Here is a 25,190-nt window from a genome sequence, read left to right as displayed (position 1 = left end):
CCGCGTTACACGGGGTCGTCGTCGGGATCGGGCGCGGCCGCGCCGTCGCTGTGCTGGTGTTGATCGCGCCGCAGCAGATCCCAGCAACTGATAAACAGCGCGGCAATCAGCGGCCCGATCACAAAGCCGTTGATGCCGATAAGCGAAATGCCGCCGAGGGTGGAAATCAGCACGACCCAGTCGGGCAGGCGCGTGTCCTTGCCCACCAGCACGGGCCGCAGCACGTTATCGACGGTGCCGATCACCAGCGTTCCAAACAGCGCCAGGCCGATGCCTTTCACGAGCGCGCCCGTCGACAGGAAATAGATCGCCACGGGCAGCCACACGAGCGCCGCGCCAACGGCGGGCAGCAGCGATAGCAGCATCATCACGAAACCCCACAGCAACGCGCCCTGAATGCCGAGCACCCAGAGCGCAATGCCGCCGAGCGTGCCCTGCACGACGGCCACGACCACATTGCCTTTTACCGTCGCGCGAATCACCGTGGTGAATTTGCGGATCAAATGCTGCTTGTGGGTTTCGTCGAGCGGAATCGCATCGCGAATCAGACGCGAGATTTCGCGGCCGTCGCGCACGAGAAAGAAGAACAGATACAGCATCACGCAGAAGCTCACCACAAACTGCACGGTGTTCTGGCCAAGACTGAGCGCGCGCGTCGCGACGAACTGGCTGATTTGCGCCGCGCCCGCCGAAAGACGCTGCTGCAGGCCGGGCAGATCCATCAGGTCGTAACGCGCGAGTACGTTCTGGATCGATTGCGGCAGCGCATGCACGATCTGGCTGAAAAACGCGCCGAAGTCGAGCGTTCCTGAGCGCACTTGCGCGTAGGCGTAACCCACTTGCTGGACCAACGTACCCGCGACCAGCGTAAGCGGGAAGATCACGATCACCAGACAGATCGTGAGCGTGATGAATGCGGCCAGCGTATGCCGCCGCCCGAGTCGCGCGACGATGCGGCGCTGCACGGGTTGAAAGATCAGCGCGAGTATTGCGCCCCACAGCACCGTGCTGAAAAACGGTGCGAGCACGAAACACAATGCGATGGAGACAACGAAGAGCAGCAGATAAAACGCGGTTTGATGGAGATGCTTGTTGCCGTCCATTAGCGATGGATTCCTGTGGTTCCGGGCAGGGACTGATCAGATCATCATAGCGGCTTTGCGGGCACGTCCATGCAAGGGCGTGTATTCGATGCGCGCAACCCGTTGAGGAACGGCGTTCAATGCGCGCCCACCAGCCGCACGCGCGTGATTTCCGATGGCGCGCCAAGGCGCTTCGGCGGTCCCCAATAGCCCGTGCCACGACTCGTATAGACCCACAGGCTGCCCAGCTTTTCCAGGCCCGCCGTGAACGGCTGTTGCAGCCGCACCATGAAATTCCACGGGAAAATCTGGCCGCCGTGCGTGTGGCCGGAGAGTTGCAGCGTGTAACCCGCATCGACGGCAGCGTGCGCGGTGCGCGGCTGATGCGCGAGCAGCACGCGCGTATTCACATCGTCGGGTGCGCCGCGCAACGCGCCTTGCGGATCGCTGCGGTGCGAAGGATCGAAATGGCCGGCGGTGTAATCGGTCACGCCCGCAAGCACGAGCCGCGCGCCGTCATGCTCGATCACCACATGCTGATTCATCAGAACCGTCAGGCCGATGCGGCGGAATTCGGCCACCCAGGCATCGGCGCCCGAATAATATTCGTGATTGCCGGTGACGAGAAAGACGCCATGCTGCGCGGCCAGTTGCCCGAGCGGCGCGGTGTGATTCGACAGATGCTGCACGCTGCCGTCCACCACATCGCCGGTAATGGCGACGACATCGGCATCGAGCTGGTTCACCGCGCGCACGATCGCCTCGACGTAATCGTGCTTGATCGTCGGTCCCACGTGGATGTCGCTGAGCTGCACGATCGTGAAGCCGTCGAGCGCGGCGGGCAGATTGCGGATCGGCACTTCGACGTTGCGCACCGGAGCGCGCCGCCGCGCATTGAAAAAGCCGATACCGCTCGAACAGAATGCGAGCGCAACGACCGTCGCGGCGCTGGCGATGCGCCAGTGCGCGAGACTCACGATGCCCGGCCAGAGCGACTCGACGGTCATCAGCGAGGCCAGCATCAGATCGCGCACGATGGTGAGCATCAGCAGCGACGAAAAAAAGCCCATCGCCAGCATGCCGATCCATGCGAGCCGGTCGCCCAGCGGTTGGCGCTCGAAGCGGCGTGCAAGCAGGCCCGGCGGAATCACCAGCACCGAGAGCACGAGCCAGAGCGCCGCGAGCCATTTGCCGGCGGCGGGCACGGGCAGATCGGGAATCAGCCGGAAACCGACATAGACATGCAGCAGCACGCCGATGGAAACAAAGCGGACCAGAAACGAAAGTCGGGGCATGGCGGGCGCGAAGGCAGTGGAGGGCGCGACGTGCGCGGCGCCACCGGGCGGCGGGCACGCACGAAACACGATGCATTCTAGCCAGAGAGCAGACTTCGTGCCGCGTGCGGGCAAGGCGGGGCAACGCAGTCAGACGAGGTTGCGCTTTGCGCAGCGCGCAATCGATCGTCGATAAAGCTTGCTGCGGCCTTGCTCGCAGCTTGCTGCGCGCTATACAGCCGGTCTGTGGCACTGCGGCATAACCCTGGATTGCCAAAATATGGGACGCGCCGCATGATTTTCCCGTGGGCATGAGCGCTATTAAACGTTTATTGAACCCGCGCAATCTGTGAACTATGCTCGAATCGAGGCCCGTGCGGTTTCGGGCGCTCTGGGGGAGACGGGTCATGAAAATTACCAAGCCGGTCGTGCAAGGGCATCATGGTCGTCACGTTGGGCACGAGGGTAGCCACGTCATGCTGCCGCTTGTCGTGCTCTCGATCATGGCCATCGTGTTGTATTACGCGGTCAGGCAGTTCGATATTCTCGAAATCGGCCGTAGCGCGCTATTCGATGTCGTGATGGTGTTCGTCGCGCTCGGTATCGCGGGGATGTTCGGCGTGGCGGGCGGCTGGCTGCGCTCACGCACCACCGACGACGCACCCGAAGGCTTCTGCTTCATCGGCGCGCTGATCGGCGCGGTGGTGTTCTACATCGCGCTTTTGACCTGACGCTCAGTCAAAGTCAGTTAAAGGCAAGCGGCCACGACGCCGGCACGCGTGCCGCGTCGTGCGACACTGCGCTTTTCGCCTCGGGTTTCACGCCCGCGTTTCCGATGTTCGATCTTTTCGACGATACCCCGCAACCCGATGTCGACTGGCATCCGTCGTGGCTCAAGCCCGCCGACGCGGCCGCCTACCTCGCGCGCATCGTCGCCGAAACCGACTGGCGCCAGGAGCGCATCCGCACGCCGGGCGGCTGGGTGGACCAGCCGCGGCTGACGGCGTGGCAGGGCGATCCCGGCGCGATTTACATCTATTCGGGCATCCGCAACGAGCCGCAGCCGTGGACGCCCGCAGTGGCCGAGCTGCGCGACGCCATCGCCGCGCTCTGCAAGGTGCGCTTCAACAGCGTGCTGCTCAACCGTTACCGTGGTGGCACCGACAGCATGGGCTGGCATGCCGATCACGAACCCGAACTCGGCCCGGAACCGGTCATCGCTTCGCTGAGTCTGGGCGCGACGCGGCGCTTCGATCTGCGCCACACCGCCAGCGGCGTAACGCGCTCGTTCGCGCTTGCGGGCGGCAGCCTGCTGGTCATGCGCGGACAGACGCAGGCGCAGTGGCGGCATCGGGTGCCCAAGGAGCCTTCGGTGAGCGGCGAGCGCCTGAATCTCACATTCCGCGTGGTGATGCCAGAATTGCGAAAGAAGTAAGTAGATGGCGTGTTTTTGGCCGTGGATGAGCGAATTTTGGGTTATTCACCGTTTGCTGACACGCCAGAAATCCAATACGACTTTATGCGCATAAAATTCTTATTCGAAATTTAGCGCGAAAGATCGAGTCAATCTTCGCCGAGCCGACGTCGCACCGTCGCAACGAGCCGGTCGAGCGGCAACGTGGAAGCGCTCAGCCCTGCGATATCCGGGTAATGCTCGCGGGCGATGTCGGTGAGCACCTGGCCCGGCGGCGCTTCCACCATCACAGTCGTGCCGGATTCCACCATGACCGTGAGCGCGTCGAACCAGCGTATCGTGTGGCGCATATTGGTGGCGAGATCGGCGCGAATGGCATCGCCACGATAGAGCGGCCGGCCGCCGCGATTGTCGATATACGCACCCATGGGCGTGCGAAAGGGAATGTCGCGCGACCAGGCAACCAGCTGATCGGCGGCATCGGCCAATAGTTCGCAATGCGAAGGAACGGAAACCGCCAGGCGCTGCGCCTTGCGCGCGCCTGCGGCGAGGGCGCGTTCCGCGAAAGCATCGAGCGCTTTATCGGCGCCTGCCACGACGATCTGGCGCGGCGCGTTAACGTTAGCCACGTAGACGCGTTCGCTCTGCATATCGGCGGCCAGCGTTTCGACCTGCGTTTCGCTCATGCCGGAGACCGCGGTGAGCCCATACCCCGAAGGCCACGCGGATTCCATCAATTCGGCCCGTTTGCGCACCATGCGCAGTGCGTCGCCGAAAGCGAGCGCGCCGCAACACACCGCAGCAGGATACGCACCAACCGACAGCCCCGCGCTGAATTGCGGCGTCAAGCCTTCATGCGCCAGTGCGCGCGCATGCGCAACGCCCGCCACCACGAGGCCGATCTGCACGGCAACGGTCGATTGCAAGGCATCGGCGCTATCGAGTGAGAGCACGTCGATGTCGAGCACCATCGATGCTTCGTCGAGCGTCGCGCGCACGACTTCATGCTCGGGCAGCCGATGCAGAAAGCCGGGGCTTTGCGCGCCCTGACCGGGAAAAATGCAGGCGAGTGTCATGACGGTTGCCAGGGATCGGCGACAAGGCGCGCGCCGTCGTTTGCGCGTGCCAGCACGCGCGGTTTGCCGGTTGCGAGTTCGGCGAGCGCGACGCCGCCAGAAGGCGTTTCGAGCTGCGCATCGATGCGCGTGCCAGCCCGCTGAGCGACTTCCGCGAGCAGATCGGACAATGCCGCGATGGTTGCCCAATCGCAGCGATCCGGCATGCGGATCAGGATATCCAGATCGCTGCTCGTGCTGATGGTGGGAACGCGCGTGGCGAGTTCGAAGCCTGCGCCGCCCGTCGGTCCCCAGACGAATGTGTCCAGGCCGCTGCCAGCGAAAGCGCGCGGTAACGCCGCAAGCGCGACGAACGCTGGCCACGCCGCGCGTTCCGCCCAAGGCTCGACATCAGACAATGATTCGGGCGAAACACATGATTCGATATCCTGATCATTGATCCACGTCCCGAAGCGCTGCGAACGCGTTACACCGCGCACGCCTGCCGCCACGAATCCTGCTGCCGCTTCGGCGCGCCGCACGACGGCGAAAGGCGCGCGCGCAAACGCCTCGCGCACCCACGACGGCTCGTCCTCCGCTATTGCAAGGCGCTTGAGCCGCAGCAGATCGTGCGCGCGCCAGCGCGTTTGCTTCACGCGTGGCGCGTCAACGGCAAACGGCGGGGCGGCGCACACGCGCATCAGGCCGCGTCCCACTGTTGCGCAAGGCGCTTGCGTACCTCGATCGAAGCCGCGCGCGTGCGTTGCGCCGCTTCACCTTGCAGACGATGCGCGAGACCGCTTGTATCGTCGCGTGCCTCGCGCACTTTCTGCGCGAGCACATCGCGGACTTTGGCGATCTGCGCATCGGTGGGCGCATCGGCGTCAATATCGTGGATCAGTTCGTCGAGCAAGCCGAGCTTCGCGAACGAGGCCATCGTATACGACATCGGCACGATCTTTTCGCCGAGCGCATCGAGATCCTCGACGCTGCGCCGCGTCACGCGCGCCGCCGCTTCCTTGCCCATCGCGTGCACCATCGTGCCCGGCGCATCGATCGCGACGATGCGGTTGGCCTGATAACCATGCGCGAGAAACGCGCCCGACATCGCAGGCCCGACAATCAGCGCGATCACCGGATGCCCGGCAAGACGCGCGCTCGCATACGCATCGACGCCCGCTGCGCAGGCCAGATGAATGCCCAGCATTTCCTCGCGAAAGCCATATGCCTGGCTCTTCACATCGACCACGGCGACGATCGGGCGGCGCGTGCCGCTGGCGGCATCGTCGGCAATCGCGGCACGCACGGCTTCGGCCAGACGCCAGCCTTGTTCCAGACCGACCACGTTGTCGCGCGCACGCGGAAAGCGGTTGTCAGCGTCGGGCACGACCGCGATAAAGCGTGCCGTTTCGCCATCGCTACCATCGAGCGGCGCATCCGCATATTGCACACACGCGCCTTGCACCTTGTCGCCCGCAAGCGCGCGCAGCCAGCGCGCGCCCCGGCTCATCGTCGTTTCGTTCATGCCTGTTCTCCGGGGACGGTCAGCGGCGATGCAGCGAACACCGCGCGCATCGTTTCGGGCGAAATGCTCGCAGGATCGATCTGCGCGAGCTTCGCGAGCGTGGCGTCGACGCGTTCCGTGCGATGCGCAGCGGGCACGCCTTTCGCGAACGCGGCCTGCACGGCGGCGCGCACATCGTCGACGGCGTCTTCCACCAGCGCATCGGCAAAACCGGTGCTGGCGCGCTGCTCGCCGCCAATCAGTTGCCACACGCGGCGGCGATCGCTTGCATCGAGTTCCTCGATGCCCGCTTCCTGTTCGATCACCTCGGGGCCGTTCATGCCCAGGCGACCTTGTTTGGTCATCACCAGATACGAGCACAGCGCCGCGGCCAGCGACATGCCGCCGAAGCAGCCCACCATGCCCGCCACCGCGCCGACCACCGGCACATGACGGCGCAAGGCGACGATGGTCGACTGGATCTCCGAGATCACCGCAAGGCCCAGATTCGCTTCCTGCAGGCGCACGCCGCCGGTTTCGAACAGCACGACAGGGCGCACGATCTTGCCGCGCTCGCAGTCGGCCAGCGCGAGTTCGAGCGCCGCGGCAATCTTGCTGCCCGACACTTCGCCAATACTGCCGCCCTGAAATGCCGATTCGATTGCGCACACAACGGCCGGTTCGCCGTCGATGGTGCCGCGTGCGATCACGGCGCCGTCATCGGCCTGGCAAACGATGCCTTGCAGCGGCAGCCACGGCGATTCGATGCGGTCGAACGGCCCGAGCAATTCGCGGAAGCTGCCTTTATCGAGCAGCGCGGCCGCGCGCTCGCGTGCGCTCAATTCGATAAAACTCTCGCGCAGCAAGGTGGAAGGGGCGTTCGGCAAGGCGCTCATTGCTGGCCTCCCTGCGCGCGTGCATCGTTCTGTGCATCGTCCTGCGTGGCTTCCACGGCTTCGGCGAGCCGCAGCGCCACCACGCCCGGCGTCGCGCCGAAGTCGTTGATCTCGATGAGCGCCGCGCCGTCGTAACGCGTGAAAAAGCGATCCAGCACGCTCTTCCAGATGTGACTGTAGCCATCGACGCTCGTGTGCACGACCACGCGCGCCTGCATGTCGGCGGCGGGTTGCAGCAGCACTTCGAGATCGCCCGAACCCACCACGCCCACGTGGGCGCGCGTCGTCACGGCGCGCTGCGCCGGATAATCGAATGTCAGTTGTTCCATGAAACCGTCCTTCCGCCGATGCGGTGCTGAAGCAGTCTGTCGATGAAGAGCGTCGCGGCGAGCAGATCGGCCGCGCCACCTGGCGATGCGTTGAGGGCGAGCAGCGCGCGTTCGAGCGCGTCGAATGCCGCGCGGCCCGCGCGCGTGGCGATGCCGCCTGCGTCGCGCACGCGCTGCGCGCCCGCTTGCGCCGCTTCGCGTCCCGCTAGACCCGCACGATGCAGCACGCAGGTGTCGTCGAGCGAGGCCATGATCGCGAGCAGCGCATCGACGCGCGCACTCGCTTCGTCATGACCCTGCGCGCGCGCCGCGTGCAGCGCGGGCAGGCCGACGCGGATCACGTGCGGAAAGCCGTCCTGGGCTTCCTGCCGCGCGCCGCCGACGTTGTAGCGCTGGCGCACGCGCTCGCCGTTGCTCGGCTTAACGGACATAGAAGCGGACAAAGAAGCGAACGAAGAAGCAGGCGACGCAATCGGCGCGGCCAGCCGGTCGTCGAAGCGCGCGATCTGCGCAGCCGTATCGGCGATGGCATGGGCATGTGCGAGTGCGCTGTCGCCCGCCGTGTGCACGATGGTTGCGCCCGCAACCAGCAAGCCAACGATCCAGATCGCGCCGCGATGCGCGTTGCTGCCGCCGGTGGCGCGCATCATCGCCGCTTCGCCCGCGCGGCCGATGCGCGCGAGATCGGTGCGCAGCACGCTGCCTGGCGTGGCGCCGCGCGACGCGCGCGCCAGCGCCTCGAATGTGGGTTCGAGCGCGTTGGCGGAGCGCAGCATCGTCGCGAGATCGAGATCGACGTGCGCGCCGCTGCCGCGTGCATCCACAAGCGCGGGCTTGGGCGTGAGGCGCGCTTCTTCGATCAGCGCATCGCGGGCGAAGCGCGCAAGCAGCGCGTCGGGACTGGGCGCGGCGGCGCGCGCGTAATGCGGCGCCGCGCTGTCCGCGAGCGTATCCAGCATGAGCGTCTGCATCGCGCTTACCAGCTACGGAAACGCGCGGGCGGCGTGTACAGACCGCCCGACCACGTCACGAGATCGTCGATACTGCGCGCCGCGAGCAGCGAGCGCTTGGCCTCGCCGCGACGAATGCCCAGATCTTCCGGGAATTGCACGATGCCGCGACGGCGCAGTTCAGCCGTTTTTTCGGCTTTCGCACGCAGGCCGATCGGCGTCACGCCCGCCACCGCCGCAAGCGTCGCGCGCCGCTCTTCGATACCTTCTGCACGATGCAGATGCGCGATGCCTTCTTCGGTCACGACATGGCTCACGTCGTCGCCGTAAATCATCACGGGCGCGACCGGCATGCCGCTCTTCTCGCCCACGGCGATCGCGTCGAGTTCATCGACGAAAGTCGGTTCGCCGCCTTTCTTCCACGTTTCCACGAGTTGCACGACGAGCTTCTGTCCGCGCGCGATCGGCGATTGCGGATCGCTCTTGCGCAGCAGCTTGAGCCACGCCTCGCTCGCATGTCGTCGGCCGCGCGGATCATGGCCCATGTTCGGCGCGCCGCCGAAACCCGCGAGACGTCCGCGCGTGACGGTGGACGAATTCGCATCGGCGTCGATCTGCAGCGTCGAGCCGATAAATAGATCGACGCCATATTGCCCCGCAAGCTGGCACAGCACGCGGTTGGAGCGCAGGCTGCCGTCGTTGCCGGTGAAGAACACGTCGGGGCGCGCGGCGATATATGACTCCATGCCCACTTCGCTGCCGAAGCAATGCACGCTTTCCACCCAGCCCGATTCGATCGCCGGAATCAGCGTGGGATGCGGATTGAGCGTCCAGTTGCGGCAGATCTTGCCGCGCAGGCCCAGCGATTCGCCGTACGTGGGCAGCAGCAATTCGATCGCGGCCGTGTCGAAACCAATGCCGTGATTGAGCGACGTGATGTTGTACGGCGCGTAAATGCCCTTGATGGCCATCATCGCCGTGAGCACCTGCAGATCGCCGATATGACGCGGATCGCGCGTAAACAGCGGCTCGACTGCAAACGGACGATCGGCCTGGACGACCACATCGACCCACGAGCCGGGAATATCCACGCGCGGCAGTTCATCGACAATTTCGTTGACCTGAACGATCACGATGCCCTGGCTGAACGCCGCGGCTTCGGCAATCGTGGGCGTGTCCTCGGTGTTCGGGCCGGTGTAGAGATTGCCGTGACGATCGGCTTTCTCCGCGCACAGCAGCGCGACCTGCGGAATCAGATCGACGAACATGCGCGCATACAACTCCACGTACGTGTGGATCGCGCCCACTTCGAGCTGGCCGTCTTCGAGCAGTTGCGCCACGCGCAGGCTTTGCGGACCCGCGAACGAAAAGTCCACGCGATGCGCGATGCCGCGCTCGAACAGCGTCAGATGCTCGGGGCGGTTGATCGTCGAAATCAGCAGATGAATATTGTTGACGCGTGCCGGATCGGCCTTGGCCAGCGAGCGCGAGAGAAAGTCGGCCTGCTTCTGGTTGTCGCCTTCGAGGGCGACGCGGTCACCCGGGCGGATCAGCAGTTCGAGCGCTTCGGTGGCGCGCGCGGTGGGCAGGACGCCGTCTTCGAGCCAGCCGGCAATCGAGGCGAGGCGGCGGGTCTTTTCGTCGCGGCGCGTGGTCCACGAACGCGGTGCGGTCTGGGCGAGGTCGGGCGTTTCAGCTTGAGGCTTCATCGGGAGTTCGGCTCCGTGAGCGGGATGGTGCGGGAGAGGCGGGCGCTGCGCTGGCCGTGCGTGCGCGGCGCTTTTTCGCGGCGGGTTGCGCCGCTGCGCGCTCGGTCAGAAAACGATAGATGAGTTCGCCGGTGCCCAGCAGGTGGGCCGCGACGAGCGCCTGGGCGGCGGGAATATCGCGTCGCTTTACGGCGGCGAGGATTTCGGCGTGTTCGTCGTCGGACTCGCCTTTGTAGGCCGGAAAGCCAAATTTGAGCCGCAGATAACGCTCGCCACGCCGATGCAGCGTGGCCAGCATCTCCATCAGTTGCGGCCGCCCGGCGGGCGCGTAGAGGCTCATATGGAAGGCCTCGTTGCGCGCGACGTAAAGCGACGGATCGGTTTCGCTCGACGCGGATTTGACCAGCGCGCTGACTTCGCGCAGCGACGCGTCGGTGTGATTCGGAATCGCAAGTCCAAGCGCCAGGCTTTCCAGCGCCGAGCGGATTTCGTAAATCTCGCGCGCTTCGTCGCGTGACAGCGGCGCGACGCTCGCGCCCTTGTTCAGTTCGATGCGCGCCCAGCCTTCGCTGGCGAGCTGGCGCAGCGCTTCGCGCACGGGAATTGCACTGACCGAAAAATGCCGCGCGATGGCGTCTTGGCGCAGCGGCGCGCCGGGCGCCAGCGTACCCTCGACGATGGCGGTGCGCAGGGCGTCCGCGATCACGTGCGAGGTGCTGGTGGGCGGCGCGAGCGGGGCCGCCACGCCCGTCAGCAAGGTCTGCGACGTGGGCGCGGAGCCGCCATCCAGGGGAAAACCATCCGTTGCGTTGCTCATAACATCAAATATTATATATAAAACGGTGACACTGAAAGTCTCGCAAACCCGCAACACAGCATAGACGGGGTAGACAACCGGGGATCTCGCAATGGCCTTACAGCGAGCTTCCACAGCGCGCTGGCCTCGAGCCGGCACGCATTCCACGCTGCGCGGCGCCAGCAGGATCGGGCGCGAAGCGAGCGGCCACGCAACCACGTTGCACGGGATCGGCCAGGGTGCTCAAGGCACAGCGCCGCCCCACAGGAGGAGACAAGCATCATGAATTCGATTACCGGTTCCGCGCGGCGAGCGCAGAAGACGCCGCTCAACCGTTCGCAGATCGCAGGTTTCTGGGGCGCGTGGGCGGGCTGGACGCTCGACGGGATGGACTCGTTCATCTACGCGCTCGTGCTGACGCCCGCGTTGACGGAATTGCTGCCGAAATCGGGCTATGCGGCGACGGCGTCGAATGTCGGCCTCGCGGGCTCGATCCTGTTCGCGCTGTTTCTGGTCGGCTGGGGGCTGTCGTTCATCTGGGGGCCGATGGCCGACCGCTTCGGCCGCACGCGCGTGCTGGCGGGCACCATCTTCATGTTCGCGATCTTCACGGGGCTTTCGGCCACCGCGCAAAGCGTGTGGGCGCTCGGCATTTATCGCTTCCTGGCGGGCGTGGGGATTGGCGGCGAATGGGCGCTGGCGGGCACCTATGTGGCGGAGTCGTGGCCCGAGGACCGGCGCAAGATGGGCGCGGGTTATCTGCAAACCGGCTATTACGCGGGCTTCTTTATCGCGGCGGCGCTCAACTACACGGTGGGTGTGCACTTCGGCTGGCGCGCGATGTTCCTCACGGGCGCGATTCCAGTCGTCGTGGCGATTCTCGTGCTCACCCGCGTCGAAGAACCCACCACGTGGAAGAAGTCGGAAGCGAGCCATGTACATCGCGGCAGCCCGCTTCGTGAGATCTTCGGCAGTGCTTATCGCAAGCGCACGGTGGTGGCCTGCGCATTGCTGACGATTGCGATCATCGGCTTGTGGGCGGGCGCGGTGTATGAACCGTCGGCGGTGATCCAGCTTGCCACGCGCGCCGGGGCGAGCAAGCCCGAAGCGATCCGCACGGCATCGATCGCCACCGGCATTCTGTCGATCGGCACGATCTTCGGTTGCCTGGCATTGCCGCCGATGGCCGAACGCATCGGCCGGCGCTGGACGCTCGCGGTGTATTTTTCGGGGATGGCGGTGACGATTGCGGCGAGCTTCGGCTGGGCCTATTACCTGCAAAACGGGCTGGTGCCGTTTATCGCGTTGTTGTTCGTGCTGGGCTTCTTCGGCGGTAACTTCGCGCTGTTCAGCCTGTGGTTGCCGGAGCAGTTCGAGACGCGCGTGCGGGCGACGGCGTTCGCGTTCTGTACGTCGTTCGGCCGTTTCGTGGGCGCGGGCGTGAACTTCCTGCTGGGCGCGGCCGTGCTGCATATGCACACGTTGGGCGTGCCGGTGGCGCTGACCGCGATTGCATTTGTGATCGGCCTGCTGATTATTCCGTTCGCGCCGGAGACAAAGGGCGAACAGTTGCCGGCTTGATGGCCGAAGTCAAAGCGAAACTCAAAGCGAAACTAAATGGCGCGTGTTTTGCACGCGCCTTTTTCAATGCCGTTTTTATCGCCGTTTGAGGGCAAGCCGTGGCGGCAACAACCGCCAGCCAAGATTCACGCCGAGGCTCGCCGCCACGATCAGCACCATGCCTGCGCATTGCGGCACGCTCAGCGCGCGGCCATAAACCAGCGCGTCGACGGCAATCGCCGTGAGCGGATAGACGAACAGCAACACGGCGATCACCGGCGTCGTGAGCCGCGGCAGCGCGCCATAAATCAGCACATACGACAGCCCCGTGTGCAGCACGCCCATGCCGATCAACCAGCCCCATTGCACCGGCGAAATATGCGCGAGTTCGAGCGGCGCGACGAAGGGCGCAATCAGCGGCAGACACACTGCGCCCACTGCGCATTGCGTGAGCGTCAGCAGATGCGGGCGAAAATCGCGCAGGCTCTTGGCGATCAGCGTGACGCTCGCGTAGAGCACCGATCCGCCAAGCGCTTCGGCGAGGCCAATCAGATAGCGCGAATGATCGGCCACATGACTTTCCGCGAGCACGCCCGAAGCCAGCACGAGACCGACAAAAGCAATCGCGATCCAGCCCAGACGGTCCGCGCCCAGACGCTCGTGAAAGAGCGCCGCGCCCATCAGCACGACCCAGAACGGCTGCACATGAAACACGACCGTCGCGACTGCGATGCTGGTGCGATGGATCGAATCGAAAAAGCCCACCCATTGCGTCACCATCAGCAGACCGGAAATAAAGGCCAGCGTGAACGTGCGGCGCGTGAACTGCTGCGCGAGCTGGCGCGGTGCGAGCCAGCCGCGCCACGCGCAATACGCCGCGAGCGCGAGCATGCCGAAGAAACAGCGGAAAAACACCAGCGTGAGCGCGCCCAGATGCGCCTCTTCGACGAACACGCCGATCGTGCCCATCAAAAGGCCGCCGCCCGCGAGCATGGCGACGCCGTTCCGGCGATTGGTGTGTAGATCGGACTGCATGGCGATGGACTGAAAGCACGTTGAAAACGGTCCCAGTATTCGTCAGTTGCAGGGTGTCGGCAAACGAATTAAATTGAAGAATTCCATCAACGCAGCTGATAAATCATGAATCCCGAGTTCGATCTCGATCTGTTGCGCACCTTCACGGCCGTCGCGGACGCGGGCAGTTTTACCAAAGCCGCCGTCACCGTGCATCGCTCGCAGGCGGCCGTGAGCATGCAGATCAAGCGGCTGGAGCAGATGCTGGGCACGACCTTGTTCGCACGCGATACGCGCAATCTCGCGCTGACGCGGCCCGGCAATACCTTGCTGGAATACGCGCGGCGCGCGCTCGATTTGCAGGAGGAGGCGTGGTCGGCGCTGGTGCGTCCCGAGGTGACCGGGCGCGTCGTGCTGGGCGCGCCGGACGACTATATGGCCGCGCTGCTTTCGCCGGTGCTGCGGCGCTTTTCGACGCTTTATCCGCATGTGGAGATCGAGATCGTCTGCGCGCAGAGCGTGGCGCTCGGGCCGATGCTGGCGGACAACAAGATCGATGTGGCGTTTGTCACGCGCGACCGCAAGCTGCGCGGCGAGTATGTGCGCAGCGAAGATATGGTGTGGGTGGGTTCGCCGGACGACCCCGCGCCGCTCTCGATGTCGCCGCTGCCGGTCGGGCTGTACGAGCACGGCAGCGTGGCGCGCGCGCATACGGTGGCAGCGCTCGATGCAGCGCGTATCCGCTATCGCGCGGCCTATAGCAGCGCGAGCCTGATGGGACTGATGGCGACGGTGGAAGCGGGCATCGCCGTGGTGGCGCTCACGCGTTGCAGCGTGCCGCCGCGCTTCGAAGTGCTGGGCGAGGCGCACGGCTTGCCGAAGATCGAGCCGCTCGAAATCGTCGTTGCACGCAGCGTGAAGTCGAATCGGCCTACCTGCGATTACTTCGTAGAACAGATGATGCAGGATCTCGCCGTCAAACGTCAGCGGGGATAAACGTTGACCTCATCGCCGACGGCGATGCGCACACGCTCGCCGGGGCGCGGTGTGCGATAGCCCGGCACGCGTGCGCGCAGGGTAGTGGCGGTCGTGGCGGTGGTGGCGAGTTCGAGCGTGAGCGCGGCATCCTGGCCCTGGAACGTGACTTCGCGCACGAGCGCTTCGAGCGCTGGCCTCGCGGTATCCTGAGGCAGCACGTCGATCTGCTCGGGCCGCAGCATCACATCGACATCGCCGTCTTCAGGCCGCGTGCCTTCGGCAAGCGGCAGATCGCCGAGCGCGCAATGCGCACGTCCTGCGCTGACGCGTCCGGGCAGCAACACCGCTTCGCCGACGAAAGCGGCCAGTTCGCGCGTCACCGGGCGGCGATAAAGCGTCTGCGGCGCCGCCGTCTGCACCAGACGCCCGCGCCACAGCACCGCGACTTCATGGCCCATCGAAAGCGCTTCGGCCTGATCGTGCGTCACCAGCACGGCGGTTGCGCCCGCAGCCGCGAGCGCCCGCGCAACCGCCTCGCGTGTTTCCACGCGCAGCGCAGCGTCGAGCGAGGAAAACGGCTCGTCGAGCATCACGAGTCCCGGCGAGGGCGCGAGCGCACGCGCCAGCGCCACGCGCTGCTGCTGGCCGCCCGATAACTGTTGCGGCGCACGCGTGGCATACGACTGCGGCAACCCGACGAGTTCGAGCAGTTCCGCCACGCGATGATTGGCGCGCCGCTGCGAGCGCGGCAGTCCGAAGACGATGTTCTGCGCCACCGTGAGGTGCGGAAACAGCGCGCCTTCCTGCGGCACGTAGCCAATCTGGCGTTGCTCGGACGGCAGATGCAGACCGTCGCCGGCCACGCGCCGCCCGCCGATTTCGATCGTGCCGGCATCGGCGCGTTCGAAGCCGCAAAGCAGCCGCAGCAGCGTGGTCTTGCCGCTGCCCGACGGGCCGAGCAAGGCGACCAGCGTGCCCGATTTCACCGTGAGGTGAACGTCGTGCAGCACGGGATGGTCGTCGAAGGACTTGGAGACGCCGGAAATGCGAAGTGTGCTCATGGATACGGATAAAACGTCGATCAAGGCTGCCCGCTACTGGTCGCCGGCAGGCGCCGAAGCCTGTCCCGCGAGCGCCGATTTCCCGGCGAACGCGAACAGCAGCCCCGAAGCCGCGAGCGAAAGCGCCGTGAGCAGCGCCGCATAGGGCGCGGCCGCGGCGAACGCGAGCGTCGAGGTATCGGACCAGACCTGGGTGGCGAGCGTGTGCGTGCCGATGGGCGCGAGCAGCAGCGTGGCGTTGAGTTCGGTGACGACGGAGATGAACACCATCGACGCCGCCGCGCCCAGGCCCGGCCCCGCAAGCGGCAGCACGACGCGCCGCAAGGTGGCGAACCAGCCAAGGCCAAGCGCGCGCGAAGTCTCTTCGAGACGCTGCTGCGCCTGCAATAGCGCCGCACGCACGCTGACGAGCGCGAGCGGCAGGAACAGGATCGCGTAGGCCGCGATCAGCAGCGTGTTGCCCTGATAAAGCGGCTCCAGCATGCGTACCGCGAGCGACACGATGGCCAGCGCGATTACAAGACCCGGCACGCCTTGCGCGATAAACGTGGTGCGTTCGAGAAACGTTGCCGCGCGCCCAGGAAAACGCGCGAGCAGATAGCCGAGCGGCAGCGCCAGCAGCGTCGTCACCACGGCGGCGGTGAGGCCCAGGCGCAGCGATGCGAAGGTGGTGGACAGCAGCAGTTCGGGCGAGACATCGGCGGGCGTGATGGCGGCGGCGCCCGGCTGCGTGAGCCAGTAGCCGATCATGCCGAGCGGCACACCCAGCGTGCCGATGTTGAGCGCGGCGAATCCCAGCGCCACCGGCCAGCGCCAGCGGCCCAACGCGTGCCGCACGCTCGCGCGGCGCGTGCCGCGATCGACGCGCTCGTAACGCGCGCGTCCGCGGATGCGAAATTCGAATACGAGGCACACGAGACACAGCAGAATCAGCACGCAGGCGAGCAGCGATGCGCCGCCGCCATCGAAACTCGTGCGGTATTCGGCGTAAATCTCGGTGGTGAAGGTGCGAAAACGCAGCAGCGTAAATGCGCCGAATTCGGACAGCACGCCCAGCGCCACCAGCAGCATCGAGCCGAGCAGGGCAGGGCGCAATTGCGGCAGCACCACGCGCACGAAGGTGGTCCAGCGATCGCAGCCGAGCGCACGCGCGCATTCTTCCAGCGCGGGATCAAGCCCGCGCAATGCAGCGGCCACCGGCAGATAGACGAGCGGGAAATACGCGGTCGTGATGACGATCAATGCGCCCAGAAAGTCCTGCAAATCGAGGCTTAGCGAGACCCACGCGTAACTCGTCACGAATGCGGGCATCGCCAGCGGCGCGGCGGCGAGCAGCGCCCAGGCGCGCCTTCCCGGCACATCGGTGCGCTCGACGAACCAGGCGCAGGCGGTGCCGAGTACGGCCGAAGCCAGCGTCGCGCTCACCGTGATTTCGAGCGTGTTGACGAGCAGTTCGCCCACCAGCGGCCGGAAGATCAGGTCGGCGGCATCGGCGAAACCGGTTTCCTGCGCAAACGACAGCGCGCGCCAGAACGTCAGCGCGAGCGGCAGCAGCACCAGCAATGGGCCGAGCGCCGCGGCTAGAAACAGCGCGCGCGGCGCCCGCCGGCGCGAGGTCGTGACCGTCGCGCCGTCCGGTGCATCCAATGTGTCCGGCACGGGAGGTGCCGGAGAAACAGCGTCACTCACAATTTAATCAGGCATCCTTGTGAATTGATCAAGCGTCAGAGTAAACCGGCCTGACGCAGCAGACGGGCGGCCTGGCTGTCGTCGCCGAGCTGCTGGATCGTCAGCGCGGGCGGCTTGAGCTGGTCGAACGGCTTGTTGATCGGATCGCCGGCCACGCCCGGGCGCAGCGGATATTCGAAGCTGATATGACCTTGCGCCATGAGTTTTTGCGCGCGCTCGCTCACGAGGTAAGCGAGAAACTTCTGCGCGCCGTCCTGGTTATGCGCGGCCTTCAGCACTGCTGCGCCCGAGACGTTCACCAGTGCGCCCACGTCGCCGTCGGCGAAATGCGCTACGGCGCTGCGCGTCTGCTTGTCGCCGATCTCGGCGTGCAGGCGGTCCCAGTAGTAGTTGTTGATGATGCCCGTGGCGACCGCGCCGCGGTTCACGGCGGCGACCACGCCTTCATCGTCGTCGAAGATCTGCGCGTTGGTTTTCAGGCCCTTGAGCCAGGCGACCGTAGCGGCTTCGCCCTTGGCGGCCAGCACGGCGTCCACCACCGGCAGGAAGTCGGCGTCGCTCGGCGCGATGCCAACCTTGCCTTTCCATTCCGGCTTCGCCAGATCGAACAGCGATTGCGGCAGTTGCGCGGCCGGCACCTTTGCCGTGTTGTAGGCCAGCACGTTCTCACGCGCGGTCACGGCCACCCACTGGCCGGCGGGCGAGTTGTAGCGCGCGGGCACTTCGCCCAGCGTGCTTTTCTGCACGGGCGCGAGCAGGCCTTTTTCTTCGAGCAGCATCAGCTCGGGCGAGTTCTCGGTGAAGTAGACATCGGCGGGCGTCTTCTCGCCTTCGGCCACGAGTTGCGCGGCCAGCGCCGGGCCTTCGCCGCTGCGGATCTTCACGTCGATGCCGGTCTGCTGCTCGAAGTCCTTCGCGAGCTGGTTCACGACCTGCTCGTGCTGGGCGTTGTAGAGCGTGATCGACGCGGCGTGCGCGGCGAACGGCACCATGCCCGCAAAGGCGAGCGCGAGGGCGGCAGCGCGCAGGCGTGCGCTAGGGAATGTTGTTTTCATGATCGGTCGTTATCCGTTCTTGTCGATTGCGTGTGTCGAATGCGTATGCAAAAAAGCGCTTATTTCAGGCCTCGAAGAGTTCGGCGCCGATGAACGAGCCCGGCTTCGCACCCGGCGGACACGCAAAAATCGCGCTGCCCACGTGAGTAGTGAACTGGTTCATCATGTCGAACTTCGCGAGCTTCTCGTTGATCGGAATGAAGCCCGTGCGCGGGTCCGCCTGGTGGGCGATAAAGATGAGGCCCGCGTCATATTCGGTTTCCTGACGCCATGGCGGCCAGCGCTCGATATAGAAGTTCGTGCTGTCGTTGTACGAGTACGAACGGCGCAGAATCTGCGCGCCGTTATTCGAGGCGCGATTGGACAGGCGCACGTGCGAGTTGTCGGGAATCAGCGCATTGCCGTCCTTATCCTGCGCGCCGAGATCGACCGGATCGAATTCCTTCTCCTTGCCGATGGGCGCGCCGCTGTACTTGCGGCGCCCGAACACCTGCTCCTGGAAGCCCAGTTCCATCTGGTCCCAGTGTTCGAGCGTGATGCGGATACGGCGCACGACCGTGTACGTGCCGCCCTGCATCCACGGCGTATCGGCGGACGTGGCCCAGACGAATTCCTTCATCGCGGCGGGGTCGGCGGTCGGCGGATTGTTGGTGCCGTCCTTGAAGCCCATCAGATTGCGCGGCGTCTGGCCGCGCGGACCCGACAGAAAACCCGCCTGGCCCCAGCGCATGCGCAGCATGCCGTAGCCCTGGCGCGCGAGCTGGCGTACCGCGTGGAAGGCCACTTGCGCGTCGTTCGCGCAGGCCTGCACGTAGAGATCGCCGCCGGTTTTCTCGGCGATCAACTGGTCGCCGTTAAAGCGCGGCAGATCGACGAGCGCAGCGGGCCGCCTGCTCGCGAGACCATAGCGATCCTTGCCTTCGGACATGAAAAGGCCGGGACCGAAGCCGAACGTGAGCGTGAGACCCGCCGGGCCAAGACCCAGCACGTCGCCAGAATCTGGCGCGGGTTGGTCGTCGCTCAGACCGTCGAGCGCGGCGGCGCTGTGGCCTTGCGTCATGCGCGCGGCGGAGTCGGTCCACTGGCGCAGCAGCTTGATGACATCGTCGCGCGAGGTGGTCGTGAGGTCGAACGCGGCCACATAGGTATGCGCCTGTTGAGCCGTGACGATGCCGCCTTGATGCGGCGCGTAAAACGGCTCGACGGCGGCGAGCGGGTCCGCTGCCGCCATGCGGTGCTTCGCTTCGGCGGCCTGCGCCTGCTGCGACAGCGTCGCGCCGAGCGTAGCGCCCGCCGCGACGGCCGCGCCGCCTGCCTTCAGGAAACCGCGCCGCGAACTTTGCCGCGGGCGGTCGTGGGGATCATCGGAGGACATGATTTATTTGGCCAGCACAAGAGTATTGACGTCGTCTTCCACGTAGTAGAAGCCGTCGCCCGCCGGAGTCAGCGCGATGCCGAACAGGTCGCCGTTGCCGGGCGGCGTCTGCGCCTTGTCGGTATCGATCCAGCGTGCGTAGAGTTGCTTCGCCGCGACCGGGTCGATTTCCACGACCTGGCCGTTGAGCGCGTTCGTCACCAGCAGATGGCCCTGCGGCGTCGCGATCATCGCAAGCGGGCGGTGCAGCAGACCGTCGGCGGTCAACTGGCGGCCCACGCCTGCGCTCGTATCGCGCGTGAGTGGATCTTCGATCACGTTGATGCGGTTGCCGATCGCGTCGGACACGTAGAGCAGCTTGTTGTCGGCGGAGAGTGCCAGACCGGTCGGGCCGACCAGGAACACGCCGCGATCCGCCTGCGCGCCGAAGCCGCTCGCCACCACCGTTTCGCTCTTCACGACCGGCGCCTGGCCGCTCGGGACGTCGAGTTCCATGCGCAGCACCGTGGCCTGCTTGAACACCGGCGGCGGATTGCCTTGCGCGCCGCCCACGCCAAAGCCCGCATTGCTCACGAACAGCGTGGCATGGTCGCCGTTATCGACCACGGCCATATTGCCCCACGGATCGTTGATGTTCGGACTGCTGATGACCTTCGCAATCTTGCCGCCGCTATCGAGCACGATCATGCAGCCCGCGCCCTTGGTGCTGGTCGTGCCATCGTTGCTCGGCGTGCTGCCGACGATCACCCAGCCCGACTTCAGCATCGTCATCGCGGTCGACAGACCCACGCCGCCGGGGCATTCCTTGAGGTCGCGCGGGATCGTCGCGAACAGCGTCATCTGCTTCGTGTCGGGGTGATAGTCGACGATCGTGCTGCCGGTGCCCTGCATATTGGCGGCGTTGTTGAAGTTGTCGATCAGCACATCGCCCTGTTTCACCGTGCCGGCGCTCACCGGCGCGACAACCAGCGCGTACGGATTCTGGTCGCCGTTATCGGGCACCGTGTTGATGAGCGTGGTCTGGTGATGAACGATTTCGAGCAGACCTTGCGGGTCGGCATGAGCGGCGAGCGGCGCGCCGAGCACGGCGACAGCGGAGAGCGCGAGCGCCGCGCGGGTGGCGTGAGCCGAGCACAGCAGCAGCTTGCGCATGGCGTGATTCATGGTATTTCTCCGTGCCCCGCGCAGGCACGCACGCGCCTTCATGGGCGTAGCGGAAAAGCGCGAGGACTTGGGGTTAGACATAAACGGATCGAGCGGATCAGAACGTGATGTTGGTGCGCACGCCCAACACAAAGGTGTTGCGCAGCGCCGCGGTCGCATCGTTCGGATTCTGGCCGGCGCCGGCATTGAAGGTGTATTGCGCGTCGGCCTGCAATTGCCACCAGGGCGTGACCTGATACTGGTAGGTCGCTTCCAGCGTGGTTTCCTGGGTACGCACGCCATAGGGCGTACCGTAGTAGTTGCGGTAGTCCAGATCGAGGTCGTGCACGGCATTGCTGACCTTGATATACGTGAGCGCCAGACCCACGCTGTCGTTGTCGCGACCCTTGAACGGCGCCTTCATGACCACGCCCGCATTCGCCGAAAAGCTCACGAGATTGCGGTCGCCCGGCGCGCCCATCACGCGTGCGAATACGCCGATGCTGCGCGGTTCGTCGGGATCGGGACGCCAGATCATCTGGTCGGCCACGGCGTAGATGCTGTAGTCGCCGTGATGTTGCGCGGCAATCCCGGTGCTGGCCGGATTGTTCAGCGACTGCCCCGTGGTGTCGTAGTGCAGGTCGTCGAACGAATTGCTGTTGTACCAGAAGCCCAGTTTGTAGGTGCCCGGCAGACCGTGATTGTCCGCGCTCACGAGTTCGCCTTCGGACGGCTGGTTAATCGCATACTGCAACTCGCCGATCACGAGTGCGCCGTGGTGCAGATTAAAGTTCGTACCGCTAAGGTTATTCGGATTGTTGCCGAGCGGATCGCCATCGAACACGCCGATCAAACCCGTCAGCGAAGGCGTAATCTGGCCGCGCACGCGCACGCCCAGATCCGCAAGCGGATACGCCGGGCCGCCCGAAGGCATGTCGTACGAAGGCAGCGCCGGCCAGCCGAACATCGTGTTGACGAACAGCGCCGAATACTGACTCGCCATGAATTCCTGGTCGATACTCTGCTGACCGACCTTGATATCGAGCTTCTTGTCGAGGAAGGACTGCTGATACCACATCTCCCACAGACGCGTGGTGTCCTGCGCCTCGATGCCGCTCGCGGTATTCAGCGTGCCGAGATTATTCGCGCTCAGATTCGAGCCGTGAATCTGCAGCGCGCTGATATTGAACAGGCCACCCTGAATGCCGAGCGCCTTGCTCGTATCCACCTGCACCGTCGCGGTTGTGAGGCCGTCATAGGCGCCGCCGCGATTCAGACCGCCGCGCAGATTCGCCAGATATTCGCTCGTCTCGGTCAGTTCGAACGTCACGCCGTATTTGCCGAGCCACGGACGCAGACCGCCCATATCGCCGAGCAGGTTCTGACGCGTCCAGATGCCGGTCCAGAAGTTCGACGGTTGCGCCTTGATCGACAGATCGGCCTCGGGGGCTTCGGGCGCGGCATCGGGGTTGCTCGACTGGGCGTGTGCAGCGCATGCAAAAGTCGCACAGGCAGCCCACATCGCGAGTCCGCGCAGGGCAGGCGCACGCCGTTCGAACGAACGGGATGACCGGATTGGTTTCATCGTATTCCTTACTTATTTAATTCTTTATAGCAGTATCGAATCTCCATGCCCGCTTAATTAGCGAGCGTGAATCGTTTGTCTCCGAGACGGCGCAATCGTACGATTCGCTAATAAGGTCGTCAACACAAATGAGAATGATTCTCACATTAATTACGAGTCGTAAGCACGGTGTTTACAAGGCGCTTTCATCGGTGATCCTGATCATTACAAGCAGTTAGATAAGCCGCTGTACGGTATGAGGAAATCACGCGAAAATGCCTCGTCTGTCAGCCCGATTTTTTGATGCTGTTATTTCATTTATTTGCACGCAGGTGAGACCGATGTCCGCATTCGAACTAAATCTGAACGATTATTTCTCCCGTATCGGCTATGCAGGCCCGCGTGAAGCAACGATCGATGTTTTGCGCGCGCTGCATGACCTGCATCCGCGCGCGATTGCTTTCGAAAACCTGAATCCGTTCGCGGCGCGGCCGGTGTCGGTGGCGTTGCCCGATATCGTCGCGAAGCTGGTGGACTCGCGACGCGGTGGTTACTGCTTCGAGCACAACACGCTGTTCGCGCACGTGCTCATGCAACTGGGTTTCGAAGTCGAGCCGATGGCGGCGCGCGTGCTGTTCGGTCTGCCGGACGGCCTGATCATGCCGCGCACGCATATGTTGTTGCGCGTGAGGATCGACGGCCAGGCGTGGCTCGCCGATGTCGGCTTTGGCGGCGCATCGCTGAGCGCGCCGCTCGCGTTCGCGCAACGCGGCACGCAACAGACGCGGCTCGAACCCGCGCGCCTTGCGCCGATCGACGCGACCGAATGGAAGCTCGAATCGTTCGACGGCAATGCGTGGGTGGATGTTTATCGCTTCGACGATAAACCGGCGCAGTGGGTCGATTACGAAATGTCGAACTGGTACACGTCGACCTTGCCGGAATCGTTTTTCAGGGGCAACCTGATCGCGTGCATCGCGCACGAAGGACGCCGCGCGGTGCTGTTCAACAATCGCTATAGCGAACGCGACGGTAACGGCCAGTTGCTGGTCGAACGCTTTATCGGCAGCGCTGGCGAACTCGCGCAATGCCTGAACGAAGGCTTCAATCTGGATACGACGGGCTTCGATGTGCCTGAGATGTTCGCGCGCGTGGAAGGACGCGAGCAGAGTCTCGCACGCTGAAGCTTCGTTGCGTCGGCTTCGAACGCGGCGCAGGGAGGGGACGATGAACACGCCACTGGTCTTGCGGCTCGTTACGCAGACCGCCATCTGGCTGGTGTTTCAGGGCGCGCTGTTGTTCGTCGGCGCGGGCACGCTGGCCTGGCCGGCGGCGTGGCTCTGGCTGCTCGAATGGGCGGCGTGCAGCGCGTGGATCGGCTTGTGGCTCGCCCGTACCGATCCGGGTCTGCTGGCCGAGCGTCTTGCACCGTTTGCGCAACGCGAACAGGCGCGCTGGGATCGCGTGTTCATGATCGCCGTGGCGCTGGTCTGGTGCGGATGGCTGGTTTTTATCGGCGTGGATGCCATGCGTTTTCACTGGTCGCATGTGCCGGTGTGGCTCAGCGTGTGCGGCGCGGTGGCGATCTTCGTCGATCTGTATGCCACGCGTGGTGTGTTCGCGGCGAATCGCTACGCGGCGCCTGTCGTCAAGATCCAGCGCGAGCGTGGGCATGCGGTGACGGATAGCGGGCCGTATGCGTATGTGCGCCATCCCATGTACGCATTCGCGATCCTTCTGCTCGCGGGCACGCCGCTGATGCTGGGATCGTGGTGGGGGCTGGCGTGGGTGCCGCCGATGATCGTGGGCGTCGGCTGGCGCGCCGTGCGTGAGGAGCGCGCGTTAGCCGCGGAATTGCCGGGCTATCGCACGTATATGGAGCGGGTGAGGTATCGGTTCGTGCCTGGCGTGTGGTGACGCCAAACGCGCCGCTTCATTGCGCAGAAGAACCCGCAGCCGTCCCCAGCGCATTTGCATAGCGCCGATACAGCCAGGCCAGCGCCGAACTCGTCACCAGCGCGAAGGCGAGATTGGCCACGCTCTGCATGATCGCGAGCGCTGTAAACCATCCCGGCGTCTGCACGACGGCCGGCGAGATCCCCGCGTGGCCCATGCCGATCAGCACGAGCGCAGCGCACACGATCAGCGGCAACGCCGCCACGCACGAGACACCCAGCAGATTCCAGAAGTGCCCCTGGCTATCGCGCCACGCGGCGCCCAGCGAGAAACGCTCGCCGATCGCCAGTGCCGGATAGAGCAGACAGACGCGCACGCCCACGATCATCCAGATGGCCGCGACGACCAGCGCGAGGAACAACTCGCTGGCCGCGGTGCGCGGGCTCAACATCAGCCAGAGTCCCGCGCCGGTGCCGATAAAGAACAGCATCATCAGCACGCCCAGACCGAGCATGCGCAGCATCGGCCGCGCGCCGTTGGGCATGAGCGGCGCGGTGCGCTCGCCCAGCAGCACGAAGCGGTAGACCTTCAGCGTGAACCAGAGATAGACGAGGGCGTTGAAGAGCGACGCGATATTGCCCGCGAGAATGAGGGCGGTGGAGGGCATGTCGCCCTCGCCCGGGATGGGGCGGCCGGCCAGCGCGAGCCAGCCCAGCACGGCATAGATGGCAAACGCGCGCAGCACCACGGCGGGCATGTGCGTGACGGTTTGCCAGGCGCTGGCCCACGCGCGCTTGACGCATTCCATGAAGGTCATCTGTTGCATGGTGCTTAGGGTCGAAGTTG

At 65.0% G+C, this 25,190-nt stretch carries 24 protein-coding genes; 6 read left to right on the top strand and 18 right to left on the bottom strand.

Annotation, left to right across the window (positions count from 1 at the left end):
- Positions 1-5: 5 nt before the first annotated feature.
- Together U5A67_RS08190 and U5A67_RS08185 are read right to left on the bottom strand one after the other, a co-directional pair.
- Positions 6-1,103 (bottom strand): AI-2E family transporter, encoded by a 1,098-nt coding sequence (locus U5A67_RS08190; protein ID WP_321813663.1) that lies wholly within the window; start codon positions 1,101-1,103, stop codon positions 6-8.
- Between the two features lie 116 nt (positions 1,104-1,219).
- Complete coding sequence (locus U5A67_RS08185) at positions 1,220-2,377, bottom strand: metallophosphoesterase (RefSeq protein WP_321813662.1); 1,158 nt, start codon at positions 2,375-2,377, stop codon at positions 1,220-1,222.
- A 386-nt stretch (positions 2,378-2,763) separates the two neighbouring features.
- On the opposite strand from U5A67_RS08185, the gene U5A67_RS08180 reads away from it, so the two are divergent.
- Both U5A67_RS08180 and U5A67_RS08175 read left to right on the top strand, forming a co-directional pair.
- Positions 2,764-3,087, top strand: coding sequence for a hypothetical protein (locus U5A67_RS08180; protein WP_321813661.1), 324 nt, complete (start codon positions 2,764-2,766; stop codon positions 3,085-3,087).
- Between the two features lie 104 nt (positions 3,088-3,191).
- Positions 3,192-3,791 (top strand): alpha-ketoglutarate-dependent dioxygenase AlkB family protein, encoded by a 600-nt coding sequence (locus U5A67_RS08175; protein WP_321813660.1) that lies wholly within the window; start codon positions 3,192-3,194, stop codon positions 3,789-3,791.
- Between the two features lie 128 nt (positions 3,792-3,919).
- Here the strand turns inward: U5A67_RS08175 and mdcH are convergent, their stop codons facing one another.
- The 8 genes from mdcH to U5A67_RS08135 are packed head-to-tail and all read right to left on the bottom strand — an operon-like array spanning position 3,920 to position 11,030.
- Positions 3,920-4,846 carry a malonate decarboxylase subunit epsilon gene (mdcH, locus tag U5A67_RS08170; protein ID WP_321813659.1) on the bottom strand — a complete coding sequence of 309 codons (927 nt, stop codon included), beginning with the start codon at positions 4,844-4,846 and terminating at the stop codon, positions 3,920-3,922.
- Positions 4,843-5,526, bottom strand: coding sequence for a malonate decarboxylase holo-ACP synthase (locus U5A67_RS08165; protein ID WP_321813658.1), 684 nt, complete (start codon positions 5,524-5,526; stop codon positions 4,843-4,845). Before U5A67_RS08165 ends, mdcH begins: the two co-directional genes overlap by 4 nt.
- Positions 5,526-6,350, bottom strand: a complete 825-nt coding sequence (gene mdcE / locus U5A67_RS08160) for a biotin-independent malonate decarboxylase subunit gamma (RefSeq protein ID WP_321813657.1) — start codon at positions 6,348-6,350, stop codon at positions 5,526-5,528. The genes U5A67_RS08165 and mdcE overlap by 1 nt, the downstream gene beginning before the upstream one ends.
- Complete coding sequence (locus U5A67_RS08155; protein WP_321813656.1) at positions 6,347-7,225, bottom strand: biotin-independent malonate decarboxylase subunit beta; 879 nt, start codon at positions 7,223-7,225, stop codon at positions 6,347-6,349. Before U5A67_RS08155 ends, mdcE begins: the two co-directional genes overlap by 4 nt.
- A complete protein-coding gene (locus U5A67_RS08150; RefSeq protein WP_321813655.1) occupies positions 7,222-7,554 on the bottom strand; it encodes a malonate decarboxylase subunit delta in 333 nt (110 codons plus the stop codon). The genes U5A67_RS08155 and U5A67_RS08150 overlap by 4 nt, the downstream gene beginning before the upstream one ends.
- Entirely contained in the window at positions 7,542-8,525 is a 984-nt protein-coding gene (locus U5A67_RS08145) for a triphosphoribosyl-dephospho-CoA synthase (protein ID WP_321813654.1), read from the bottom strand. Before U5A67_RS08145 ends, U5A67_RS08150 begins: the two co-directional genes overlap by 13 nt.
- Positions 8,526-8,530: 5 nt before the next feature.
- A complete protein-coding gene (gene mdcA / locus U5A67_RS08140) occupies positions 8,531-10,213 on the bottom strand; it encodes a malonate decarboxylase subunit alpha (protein ID WP_205987295.1) in 1,683 nt (560 codons plus the stop codon).
- Positions 10,197-11,030: a GntR family transcriptional regulator gene (locus U5A67_RS08135; protein ID WP_205987296.1), complete on the bottom strand. Its 834-nt coding sequence runs from the start codon at positions 11,028-11,030 to the stop codon at positions 10,197-10,199. The genes mdcA and U5A67_RS08135 overlap by 17 nt, the downstream gene beginning before the upstream one ends.
- Positions 11,031-11,291: 261 nt before the next feature.
- Here U5A67_RS08135 and U5A67_RS08130 point away from each other — a divergent pair, with 261 nt between their 5' ends.
- Positions 11,292-12,590, top strand: a complete 1,299-nt coding sequence (locus U5A67_RS08130) for an MFS transporter (protein WP_205987297.1) — start codon at positions 11,292-11,294, stop codon at positions 12,588-12,590.
- 75 nt (positions 12,591-12,665) lie between these two features.
- On the opposite strand, the gene U5A67_RS08125 is transcribed toward U5A67_RS08130, so the two are convergent.
- On the bottom strand, positions 12,666-13,604 hold the full coding sequence (locus tag U5A67_RS08125; protein ID WP_321813653.1) for a DMT family transporter: 939 nt from the start codon (positions 13,602-13,604) through the stop codon (positions 12,666-12,668).
- 105 nt (positions 13,605-13,709) lie between these two features.
- Here U5A67_RS08125 and U5A67_RS08120 point away from each other — a divergent pair, with 105 nt between their 5' ends.
- Positions 13,710-14,579, top strand: coding sequence for a LysR substrate-binding domain-containing protein (locus U5A67_RS08120; RefSeq protein WP_321813652.1), 870 nt, complete (start codon positions 13,710-13,712; stop codon positions 14,577-14,579).
- Here the strand turns inward: U5A67_RS08120 and U5A67_RS08115 are convergent.
- The 6 genes from U5A67_RS08115 to U5A67_RS08090 all read right to left on the bottom strand — a co-directional run bounded on the left by U5A67_RS08115 (position 14,567) and on the right by U5A67_RS08090 (position 22,469).
- Positions 14,567-15,622 (bottom strand): ABC transporter ATP-binding protein, encoded by a 1,056-nt coding sequence (locus U5A67_RS08115; protein WP_321813651.1) that lies wholly within the window; start codon positions 15,620-15,622, stop codon positions 14,567-14,569. The two genes, U5A67_RS08120 and U5A67_RS08115, sit on opposite strands and share 13 nt — an antisense overlap.
- 33 nt (positions 15,623-15,655) lie before the next feature.
- The gene (locus tag U5A67_RS08110) at positions 15,656-17,281 is read right to left on the bottom strand and encodes an iron ABC transporter permease (RefSeq protein WP_321813650.1); all 1,626 of its coding nucleotides are present in this window, start codon (positions 17,279-17,281) and stop codon (positions 15,656-15,658) included.
- 65 nt (positions 17,282-17,346) lie between these two features.
- Positions 17,347-18,366: an iron ABC transporter substrate-binding protein gene (locus tag U5A67_RS08105; RefSeq protein ID WP_415767789.1), complete on the bottom strand. Its 1,020-nt coding sequence runs from the start codon at positions 18,364-18,366 to the stop codon at positions 17,347-17,349.
- A gap of 64 nt (positions 18,367-18,430) precedes the next feature.
- Positions 18,431-19,741: an iron uptake transporter deferrochelatase/peroxidase subunit gene (gene efeB / locus U5A67_RS08100; protein ID WP_321813649.1), complete on the bottom strand. Its 1,311-nt coding sequence runs from the start codon at positions 19,739-19,741 to the stop codon at positions 18,431-18,433.
- Between the two features lie 3 nt (positions 19,742-19,744).
- On the bottom strand, positions 19,745-20,905 hold the full coding sequence (locus tag U5A67_RS08095) for a hypothetical protein (RefSeq protein ID WP_321813648.1): 1,161 nt from the start codon (positions 20,903-20,905) through the stop codon (positions 19,745-19,747).
- Positions 20,906-21,002: 97 nt separating this feature from the next.
- Complete coding sequence (locus tag U5A67_RS08090) at positions 21,003-22,469, bottom strand: carbohydrate porin (protein ID WP_415767788.1); 1,467 nt, start codon at positions 22,467-22,469, stop codon at positions 21,003-21,005.
- A 320-nt stretch (positions 22,470-22,789) separates the two neighbouring features.
- Here U5A67_RS08090 and U5A67_RS08085 point away from each other — a divergent pair, with 320 nt between their 5' ends.
- A complete protein-coding gene (locus U5A67_RS08085; protein WP_321813647.1) occupies positions 22,790-23,632 on the top strand; it encodes an arylamine N-acetyltransferase in 843 nt (280 codons plus the stop codon).
- A gap of 55 nt (positions 23,633-23,687) precedes the next feature.
- Complete coding sequence (locus U5A67_RS08080; RefSeq protein WP_321813688.1) at positions 23,688-24,365, top strand: isoprenylcysteine carboxylmethyltransferase family protein; 678 nt, start codon at positions 23,688-23,690, stop codon at positions 24,363-24,365.
- A gap of 16 nt (positions 24,366-24,381) precedes the next feature.
- Here the strand turns inward: U5A67_RS08080 and U5A67_RS08075 are convergent, their stop codons facing one another.
- Positions 24,382-25,170 carry a hypothetical protein gene (locus U5A67_RS08075; protein ID WP_321813646.1) on the bottom strand — a complete coding sequence of 263 codons (789 nt, stop codon included), beginning with the start codon at positions 25,168-25,170 and terminating at the stop codon, positions 24,382-24,384.
- Positions 25,171-25,190 lie beyond the last annotated feature (20 nt).

The organism is Paraburkholderia sp. J69-1, from assembly GCF_905220255.1.
In the GTDB taxonomy this organism is placed as follows: Bacteria; Pseudomonadota; Gammaproteobacteria; order Burkholderiales; family Burkholderiaceae; genus Paraburkholderia.
Note: the sequence above shows the minus strand (reverse complement) of the source record. Positions and strands in the feature narration are given on the sequence as shown.